At 75.5% G+C, this 10,136-nt stretch carries 3 protein-coding genes; all 3 read right to left on the bottom strand.

Features of this window, described 5'->3' with window-relative positions:
* Positions 1-16 precede the first annotated feature (16 nt).
* Complete coding sequence (locus ACFV04_RS21935; RefSeq protein ID WP_380341573.1) at positions 17-886, bottom strand: 3-hydroxyacyl-CoA dehydrogenase family protein; 870 nt, start codon at positions 884-886, stop codon at positions 17-19.
* Between the two features lie 17 nt (positions 887-903).
* Positions 904-7,230 (bottom strand): type I polyketide synthase, encoded by a 6,327-nt coding sequence (locus ACFV04_RS21940; protein WP_380531337.1) that lies wholly within the window; start codon positions 7,228-7,230, stop codon positions 904-906.
* A 31-nt stretch (positions 7,231-7,261) separates the two neighbouring features.
* On the bottom strand, positions 7,262-10,136 hold a 2,875-nt coding region (locus ACFV04_RS21945), incomplete at its 5' end, for a type I polyketide synthase (RefSeq protein ID WP_380531340.1).

Here is a 10,136-nt window from a genome sequence, read left to right on the forward strand (position 1 = left end):
CTCCTTGTCGGGGTGATCAGGTGTAGTCGTAGAAGCCGCGCCCGGACTTGCGGCCCAGCCGGCCCTCGCGGACCAGCCGGAGCAGCAGTTCGGCGGGGCGGCAGCCGTCGTCGCCGGTGCGTTCGTGGAGCACGGTGAGGGAGTCGACGAGGTTGTCGATGCCGATCAGGTCCGCGGTGCGCAGCGGGCCGGTGGGGTGTCCCAGGCAGCCCTGCATCAGGGCGTCGACGTCCTCCGCGGTCGCCGTGCCCTCCTCCACGACCCGGGCCGCGTCGTTGATCATCGGGTGCAGGATGCGGCTGGTCACGAAGCCGGGTGCGTCCCGGACGACCACCGCCCGCCGCCGCAGCGCCGTGAGCAGGGCCGCCACGGCGGCCATCGCCGGGTCCCCGGTCTTGGCGCCTCGGACCACTTCGGCGGTGCCGATCAGGTAGGGCGGGTTCATGAAGTGGGTGCCGACCAGATCCTCCGGCCGCTCCACGGCCCCGGCCAGTTCGTCGACGGGGATCGAGGAGGTGTTGGTGATCAGCAGGGTTCCGGGCCGGACCAGCCCGGAGACCTCGGACAGGACGGCGGCCTTGGTCGCGGCGTTCTCGGTGACCGCCTCGACGACGGCGGTGGCTCCGGCGGCGGCCTTGAGCGAGGTGCCGGTGGCCAGGGCGCCGAGGGGCGTCCCGGCGGGCAGGGCGCCCATCAGCTCGGCCAGCCGGAGGTCGCCGTCGATCAGGTCCGTGGCCCGGTCGAGCCGTTCCCGGTCGATGTCGACCAAGTGGACCGGCAGGCCGTGTCCGAGGGCGAGGACGGTGATGCCGACGCCCATCACCCCGGCTCCCAGCACGGTGAGGGCGTGTCGCGGAGGGGAATCGTCGTACGGGGCCGTGGTCAACGGGCTCTCCTTCGGTTTCACAGGTCTTCGGGGGTGCGGAGGGTGGTGCCGAGCCAGTCGGCGACGGCGTCGCCGGTGGTCGCGACATGCTGTTCCATGATCGAGAAGTGGTCTCCGGGAACGTCGACGACGGTGTCGGCACCGGCCCAGGACGAGCGCCAGTCACCGGCTTCGGCGGACGGGCGGCCGAGCGGGGTGGAGGCGCGGACCAGCAGCAGCGGGGCGCGGACCGCCGGGGGTTTCCAGTCGTCGAGCAGACGGAAGTAGCCGCCCATCGCGGTCAGCCTGGTCCCGTCCATCGGGGCCGCCCGGTCCTCGCGGTCGAACATGCCGCCCAGCAGGACGTCGTTGAACTGGGTGATGCCCTCGTTGTCGGAGAGGTAGGTGTCCAGCAGCACCACGGCCGCCGGGCCCTCGCCGCGCTGCTCCAGCGCGGCGGCCACTCCGTGGGCGAGCGTGCCGCCGGAGGAGGAGCCGGCCAGGACGAGCGTCCGTCCGGGCAGTTCCCGGAGCAGTGTCGTCGCCTGGAAGTCCAGCAGGGCCGACATGTCGGCGGGCAGTTCCTCCTCGGGGGTGAATCCGGGGGCGTCCAGGGCGGCGACGGCGTAGCGGTCCCGGAAGCGGGCGGCGAAGCGGGCGTACTGGTGGGCACCGCCGAGGGCGACGATGGAGCCGAAGCAGACGAGTACGGGGGCGTCGGCGCGCTCGTTCAGGCGCAGCAGCCGCGGGCCGGTGCCGGCGGCCGCGAGGTCGCTGCCGCTGGGGAAGGCCGGGCGCAGGGCGGAGGCGTGCTTGAGCAGGGCGATGCCCTCGTCGATCCGGCCGAGTGCGCAGGCCCGGCGGAACAGCACGCTCACCGGGTCGGTGTCGGCGGTGTCGGTTCCGGTCGTGGCGGTTCCGGTTGCGGCGGTTCCGGCTGCGGGTGCCGTTTCGGGCCGGGGGGTGTCGTCCGTCCGGGCCTCGGCGGCGAGACGCGCCGCGAGCGCGGCGGGGGTGCCGCTGTCGAAGACGGCGGAGGGCCGTAGCCGCAGTCCGGTGGCAGCGGCCAGCCGGTTGCGGAGCTCGACCGCGGTCAACGAGTCGAATCCGACGGAGAGGAAGGGCACCGTCGCGGACAGCGCCCCGGAGTCGCTGTGGCCGAGGACGTCGGCGGCCTCGGCGAGGACGATGTCAAGCAGGACCAGCTCGCGTCCCTGTTCGTCGGCGGCGGCGTCGAGCCGGTGCCGCAGCGCTGCGGCGGCGGTCGGCGTCCCCTTCGCTCCGGTCGTCGCGGTCGGGCTGCGCCGGACCAGGGAGCGCAGCATCGGGTGCACCGGGCCGTCGCCGCGCACGGTGAGGTCGAGGTGGGCCAGGACGACGGGGCTCCCGTCTCCCGGCGGGGCGGCGTCCGCGGCGCACACCGTGTCCAGCAGGGCCATGGCCTCCTCGTCGGAGAGGCCGCGGGCGCCGCGCCGGTCGATGCGCCGCCGGTCGGCCCCGCCGAGCTCCGCCGTCATCCCGCTCACCCGCTCCCAGGGCCCCCAGGCCAGGGACAGGCCGGGGAGCCCGAGCCGTCGGCGTTCCGCGATGAGGGCGTCGAGCGCGGCGTTGGCGGCCGAGTAGGACGCCTGGCCGGGGCTGCCCAGCACGCCCGCGGCGGAGGAGAAGACGACGAACGCGGACAGGTCCGCTCCGCGCGTCAGCTGGTCGAGGTACCGGGCGGCGTCGAACTTGGGCCGCAGGACGGCGGTCATCCGCTCACCCGTCAGCCCGTCCAGCAGACCGTCGTCGAGCACTCCGGCGGTGTGGACCACGGCGCACAGCGGATGGCGTTCGGGGATGGCCGCCAGGGCGGCGGCCAGTGCCTGACGGTCGGACACATCACAGCTGACGGCGGCCAGTTCGGCTCCGGCCTCGGCCAGCTCCGCCGTCAGCTCCGGCATGCCGGGGGCGTCGGCGCCGCGGCGGCTCAGCACGAGGAGGTGGCGTACCCCGTGCGCGACGACCAGATGGCGCGCCAGGACGGCCGCGAGAGCGCCGCCCCCGCTCACCAGTACCGTCCCTTCGGACGGCCCGAACGGGCCGGCCGGCCGGGTCGCGGTGGCCGTGGCGGTGGTGACCGTGGCGGTGGCCGTGGCGGTGGTGACCGGGGGCCGTATCAGTCGGGGCGCGTACAGGACGCCACCGCGCAGGGCCGCCTGTGGTTCGCCCGTGGCGAGGAGTTCGGCGAGCGCGTCGCCGAGACCGTCCGGGTCCGGCCCTTCGGTGTCCAGCAGCACGAACCGGTCGGGGTGTTCGAGCTGAGCGGCTCGGAGCATGCCCCAGACGGCCGCCGCACCGAGGTCCGCCGGCTGCGGCTGCGCGCCGAGCGGGCCGGTCGCGCCCCGGGTGAGCACCACCAGGGGCGTACGGGCGGTGGTGTCGTCGGCCAGGTGGGCCCGGAGGCGGTCCAGGACCCCGGACGCGACCGCGTGCACCGCCGCGGGGTCCGCGTCCCGGGCGGGGGCGTCCGCGGTCACGGTGTCGGCGGACGGGGGGCAGGTCAGCAGCATCGCGTCGGGTGTCGCGGACGGGGGTTCGGTGGGGAAGGCGGCCGGCAGCAGCCGCTCGTCCTGCGGGCCGAGGAGGCCCCAGCGGGTGACCGGGCGCGGGCCGGGCCCGGCAGTGACCGGCGTCCAGCCGACGTGGAAGACGGAGCCGGAGGACGCCCGCAGTGCGGCGGTGGACGCCGTGCGCAGGGTGAGCGAGCCGACCGTCGCCACCGTGCGCCCCGAGGGATCGGTGATCCGCGCGGTGACGGCGTCCGGGCCGTCGGGGCGCAGCCGGACGCGCAGGACCGGCGCGTCGGAGGTTTCGATCGCGACGCGCTGCCAGGAGAACGGCAGGGGGACGCCGTCGGCGGGCTCCGCGGTCGCGGCGCCTTCGCGCAGACCGGTCGTCTGGAGGGCCGCGTCCAGGAGGGCCGGGTGCACGCCGAAGCCGCCCGCTCCGCCGGCGGGGAGTCCGTCGGGCAGGGCCACTTCGGCGTGGATCGCGTCTGCGGTGCGCCATGCGGCGCGCAGGCCCCGGAACGCCGGGCCGTAGGCGACGCCCCGGGTTTCGAGCAGCCCGTACAGTTCGTCCACGTCGAGGGGGACCGCGTCGGGCGGGGGCCACGTGCCGGCCGGTTCGGTCGTGTCGTCCCGGTCGGCCGAGGGGTCCCGGGGGCCGACCGCGCCGGTCGCGTGCCGGGTCCAGGGCCGGTCGGCGGAGCCGGGGGCGGCCTCGGGCCGGGAGTGGAACTCCACCGGGCGCCGTCCTGTGCCGTCTTCGGCGCCCACCCGGACGCGCAGTTGCACGGCCTGATCGTCGGGCAGCAGCAGCGGGGCGGCGAGGGTCAGCTCCTCCACGAGGGCGCAGCCGAGGCGGCGGCCCACGTGCGCGGCCAGCTCCACGAGGGCCGCGCCGGGCAGGATCACGGCTCCGGCCACGGCGTGGTCGGCGAGCCAGGGGTGGGTGGCCGAGGAGAGCCGGCCGGTGAAGAGGGTGCCTGCGTCGTCGGGCAGTTCGACCGCGGCGCCGAGCAGCGGGTGGTCCGCGGCGGACTGGCCGGTGGCCGTCCGGTCCCGGTCGGCCGGCAGGGCGTCCAGCCAGTAGCGGCGTCGTTGGAAGGCGTAGGTGGGCAGGTCCACCCGCTGGGCACCGGTTCCCGCGAACAGTCGCTCCCAGTCGACGCGCAGGCCCCGGACGTGTGCCTCGGCGAGCGCGAGCTGGAGTCGGCGGAGCCCTCCGGCCCCGCGCCGCAGGGTGTCGAGCACCAGCGTCTCCGGGGCGCCCGCGTCGGCGGCCGTGTCCTCGATCGCGTACATCAGGGCGGGCTGGGGGCCGGCCTCGATGAAGACGCGGTGCCCGGCCGCGAGGAGCGAGCGGGTCGCCCGCTCGAACTCGACGGTCTGCCGGAGGTTGCGGTACCAGTACTCGGTACCCAGGGACTTCGTGTCCAGCAGGCCGCCGGTCACGCTGGAGTAGTACGGCACCGCACCCGCGAGGGGGGTGATCCCGTCCAGGTCGGAGAGCAGGCGCTCGCGGATCCGCTCCACGTGCGAGGAGTGCGACGCGAACTCGGCTTCGATCCGGGTCGCCCACACCCCTTCCTCCAGGAGTTCCTCCACCAGGGCCGTGACCGCGTCGGCGTCGCCCGACACCGCCACCGACGACGGGCCGTTCACCGCCGCCACCGAGAGCCGGCCCGCCCACGGGGCGATGCGCTCCCGTGCCACGTCCACCGGCAGCGGCACCGACGCCATCCCGCCACGGCCCGCCAACGCCCCCACCGCACGGGAACGCAGCGCGACCACCCGCGCCCCGTCGTCGATGCTCAGGCCACCCGCCACCACCGCGGCGGCGATCTCGCCCTGGGAGTGGCCCACCACCGCGTCCGGAACGACGCCGAACGAGCGCCACACCTCCGCCAGCGACACCATCACCGACCACAGCACCGGCTGCACCACGTCGACCCGGGCGAGCAACCGCTCCGAGCCCAGCGCCTCCGCCGACGACCAGTCCACATAAGGCGCCAGCGCACGCTCGCACTCCGCCATCCGCCCCGCGAACACAGCCGATTCGGCCAACAGCTCCGCAGCCATCCCCACCCACTGCGAACCCTGACCCGGGAACACCAACACCGAACGACCCGGGGGCAGCCCGCTGCCGACCGTCACGCCCGCCGCACGCACGCCCCGCGACAGGGCGGCGACACCGGCCAGCAGTTCGCCCCGGTCCGCCCCCACCACCACCGCGCGCTCCGCGAACCGCGAACGCCCCGCCGCCAGCGAATGGCCGACGTCCGTCACGCTCAGGCCCGGTTCCGCCACCACCCGCTCGTACAGCGCCGTCGCCTGGGCGCGCAGCGCATCCGGAGTACGCGCCGACAGGATCCAGGGGACGACGGCGGGCACCGGTTCCGGCGTGGCGGGCCCGTCGGAAGCTGCCGGGTCGGCCGGGGCCTGTTCGAGGATGACGTGGGCGTTGGTGCCGCTGGCGCCGAAGGAGGACACCCCGGCCCGGCGCGGACGTCCCGTCTCCGGCCAGGGTGCGGCCTCGGTGAGCAGGGAGACGGCTCCCTCGGTCCAGTCGATCCGGGCCGAGGGACGGTCGACGTGCAGGGTGCGCGGCATCACGCCGTGCCGCATCGCGAGCACCGACTTGATCACCCCGCCGACGCCCGCGGCGGCCTGGGTGTGGGACAGGTTGGACTTCAGTGAGCCCAGCCGCAACGGCCGCCCGGCGGGCCGGTCCTGCCCGTACGTGGCCATGAGCGCCTGCGCCTCGATGGGGTCGCCGAGGACGGTGCCGGTGCCGTGCGCCTCCACCATGTCGACCTCGGACGGGTCGAGACCGGCACGGGCGAGCGCCCCGTTGATGACGCGCTGCTGCGCGGGCCCGTTCGGGGCGGTCAGCCCGTTGCTGGCGCCGTCCTGGTTGACGGCCGAGCCGCGGATGACGGCCAGGACGGGGTGCTCCGCGCGCCGGGCGTCCGAGAGCCGTTCCAGCAGGAGCAGGCCCAGGCCCTCCCCGAACCCGGCTCCGTCCGCCGCGGACGAGAAGGACTTGCTGCGTCCGTCGGGTGCCAGGCCGCGCTGGCGGCTGAATCCGACGTACAGGCCGGGGGTGGACATCACGGTCACCCCACCGGCCAGGGCGAGGGTGGTGTCGCCGGAGCGCAGCCCCTGGCAGGCGAGGTGGACGGCGACCAGGGAGGACGAGCAGGCGGTGTCCAGGGTGACCGCCGGGCCTTCCAGGCCCAGGGTGTAGGCGATCCGGCCCGAGGCGACGCTGGGGATGGTGCCGGTGCCGAGGAAGCCTTCCACTTCGTCGGGCACCCGGCCGAGCCGGGACCCGTATTCGCTGTAGATCACTCCGGTGTAGACGCCGGTGCGGCTGCCGCGCAGGGTCGCCGGGTCGATGCCCGCGCGTTCCACCGCTTCCCAGGACGCTTCCAGCAGCAGCCGCTGCTGCGGGTCCATGGCCAGGGCCTCGCGCGGCGAGATGCCGAAGAAGCCGGGGTCGAAGCCGGTCGCGTCGTGGAGGAAGCCGCCTTCCCGGACGTAGAAGGTACCGGGGGCGTCGGGGTCGGCGTCGAAGCCGCCCTCGACGTCCCAGCCGCGGTCGGTGGGGAACGGCGAGACCGCGTCGCGTTCCTTGACCAGCAGCTCCCACAGGTCTTCCGGGGTGCGTACGCCGCCGGGGTAGCGGCAGCTCATCGCCACGATGGCGATGGGCTCGGCGGAGTCGTCGCGGAGCCGTCGGTTCTCCTGCCGCAGGCGCTGGTTGTCCACCAGCGAGGCGCGCAGGGCGGCGACCACCTGGTCCGTGTCGGTGGGCATGGGGTCGGGCTTCTCCTTCTGCGGCTGTCGGTCAGTCACGTGCGCCGCCCAGGGCCATCCGGACGAGTTCGTCGACGGCCATGGCGTCGATGTCGGCGGCGGGAACCGGCGTGTCCGGTGTCTCCGGCCGGTCGGCGAGGTGCGCCCCGGCGGCCTTCCCGGTGCCGGCGGGGTCGCCCGGCCCGTCGGGTACCAGGCGCCCGGTGAGGTGGGCGGCGACGGCGGCCGGGGTGGGGTGGTCGAAGACCAGGGTGGCGGGCAGCCGGCGGCCGGTGGCGGCGCCGAGCCGGTTGCGGAGTTCGACGGAGGTGAGCGAGTCGAAGCCGAGGTCCTTGAACGCCTGGTCCGGGTCGACGGCCTCGGGTCCGCCGTGGCCGAGGATGTCGGCGACCCGGCTCCGTACCAGGTCGAGCAGGGTGGCGACGCGTTCCTCCGGGGTGAGGCCGGTCAGCCGGCGGCGCAGCGAGTCCGCTTCCGCGGCGTCCGCCCCGGAGGCGGGGCGGCGTGCGGTACCGGGGACCAGGGCGGCGAGCAGGGCCGGGACGGGTCCGGTCCGGGCTGCCGTCCGGAGCCGGCCGAGGTCGATCTTGACCGGGACGAGCAGCGGTTCGTCCAGGGTGAGCGCCGCGTCGAACAGGGCCAGGCCCTCTTCGCTGCCGATGGCCGCGGTGCCTCCCCGGGACATCCGCCGCAGGTCGGCGGCGGTGAGCGTGCCGGTCATGGTGCTGCGGCGCGCCCACAGGCCCCAGGCGAGCGACTGGGCGGGCAGTTTCAGGGCACGGCGGTGCTGGGCGAGCGCGTCGAGGAAGGCGTTGGCGGCCGCGTAGTTGCCCTGCCCGGCGTTGCCGACCGTGGCGGACGCGGAAGAGAACAGGACGAAGGCCGACAGCGCGAGGTCACGGGTGAGGTCGTGCAGGTTGAGGGCTGCGTCGACCTTGGGCCGCAGGACGTGGCGCATCCGCCCGGGGGTCAGCGACTCGATCGCTCCGTCGTCCAGGACGCCGGCCGCGTGGACGACCGCGCTCAGCGGGCGGTCGGCGGGGATGCCGGCGAGCAGCGCGGCGAGCGCGTCCCGGTCGGCGACGTCGCAGGCCTCCACGTCCACCCGGGCGCCGAGGCCGCGCAGTTCGGCGGCGAGGTCGGCCAGGCCCGGGGCGTCCGTGCCGCGCCTGCCGACGAGCAGCAGGTTCCGTACGCCGTGCGCGGTGACGAGGTGCTGTGCCACCAGGCCGCCGAGCGCGCCGCCGGCCCCGGTGACGAGGACGGTTCCCCCGGCCGCGGCAATACCGGACGGTGTGTCCGGGGCCGGGTTCGGGTCCGTGGCGACGGTGGCCCTGGTGAGGCGGGCGGCGAGGAGCTCTCCGCCGCGTATCACCAGTTGGGGTTCCGTTCCGGCCAGTGCCCGGGGCAGCAGGCCGGCCACGGCGGCCGGGTCGTCGGTGTCGATCAGCAGGAAGCGGTCCGGGTGCTCGGACTGGGCGGAGCGGACGAGGCCGCGGACCGCGGCGCCGCTGAGGTCGGTGACCTCCTCGCCGGCTGCCGTGGAGACCGCACCCCGGGTGACGAGCACGAGCCGGGTGCCGTCGTCCCACCGCGGGTCGGCCAGCCAGTCCTGGACGAGCCGCAGGGCGTCGTCCAGTGCGGTGTGCACGGATGCGGCGTCGGGCGGGGACGGGAGGTCCGGGGTGTGGTCGCACCAGGCCAGCACGGCGGCGGGCGACGGCGCTCCCCCGTCCAGCGCGGCGCCGAGCGCGGCCAGGTCCGGATGGCTGTCCGGGAAGAGTTCCCGGCCGCCGAGGACGGCCCAGTGCCCGAGGGGGTCGGCGGGTGCGGTGGCGGGCACCGCCGACCACTGCACCCGGTAGAGGGATTCCGGGCCGCCGCCCGGGCGGAGGGTGTCGGGGTCGATCAGGCGGACGGCGAGCGCCTCGACCGACGCGACGGGGAGGCCGTTCGGGTCGGTCGCGTCGATCGACACCGATCCGTCCGGCCGGAAGCCGAGCCGTACCCTGAGCGCGGTGGCTCCGGAGGCGTGCAGCCTGACTCCGCTCCAGGAGAACGGCAGTCCGGCGGACGGCCGGTCCGGGCCCGATCCGGTGTCCGGCCGAGCCCGCAGGAACAGCCCCTGGAGGGCGGCGTCCAGGAGGGCGGGGTGCACGCCGAAGGCGGAGGCGGACCGGTGCTGGTCCTCGGGCAGACGTACCTCGGTGAAGATCTCGTCACCCCGGCGCCAGGCAGCGGTGAGCCCGCGGAAGGCGGGTCCGTAGCCGTAACCGGAGGCACGGAACCGCTCGTACAGGTCGTCGACGGGGATCGGGACGGCGCCGGGCGGGGGCCAGGAGCCGGCGTCGTCCGGTACGGCTGAGGACGACGGCTCGCGGGTCGTGGCGTCGGCGGTGAGCCTGCCGGTCGCGTGCGCGGTCCAGTGCGGGGTCGCCGCGTCCTCGCGGCAGGAGAACAGGTCCAGTGAGCGGCTGCCGTGCGCGTCCGTGGCGCCGACCCGAACCTGCAGGCGGACGGCGGTGTCGGCGGGTATCAACAGCGGTGACTGGAGCGTCAGTTCCTCCACCGTGTGGCAGCCGGCCTCGTCCGCGGCGCGTACCGCGAGTTCCGCGAAGGCCGCGCCGGGCAGCAGGACCGTACCGGCCACCGCGTGGTCGGCGAGCCAGGGGTGGGTACGCAGCGAGATCCGGCCCGTGAGCAGCAGTTCACCCGTGTCGGCCAGTTCGATGGCCGCTCCGAGGACGGGGTGGTCGGCCGGATCGAGCCCGGCCGCGCCCACATCGGCCGCCGCGGTGGGCGCCGGCTCGGGCCAGTAGCGGCTGCGCTGGAAGGCGTACGTCGGCAGGTCCACCCGCCGCGCCCCCGGGAACGCACCCGACCAGTCCACCCCCAACCCGCGCTCC

Source organism: Kitasatospora sp. NPDC059599, assembly GCF_042735125.1.
Taxonomy (GTDB): Bacteria; Actinomycetota; Actinomycetes; order Streptomycetales; family Streptomycetaceae; genus Kitasatospora.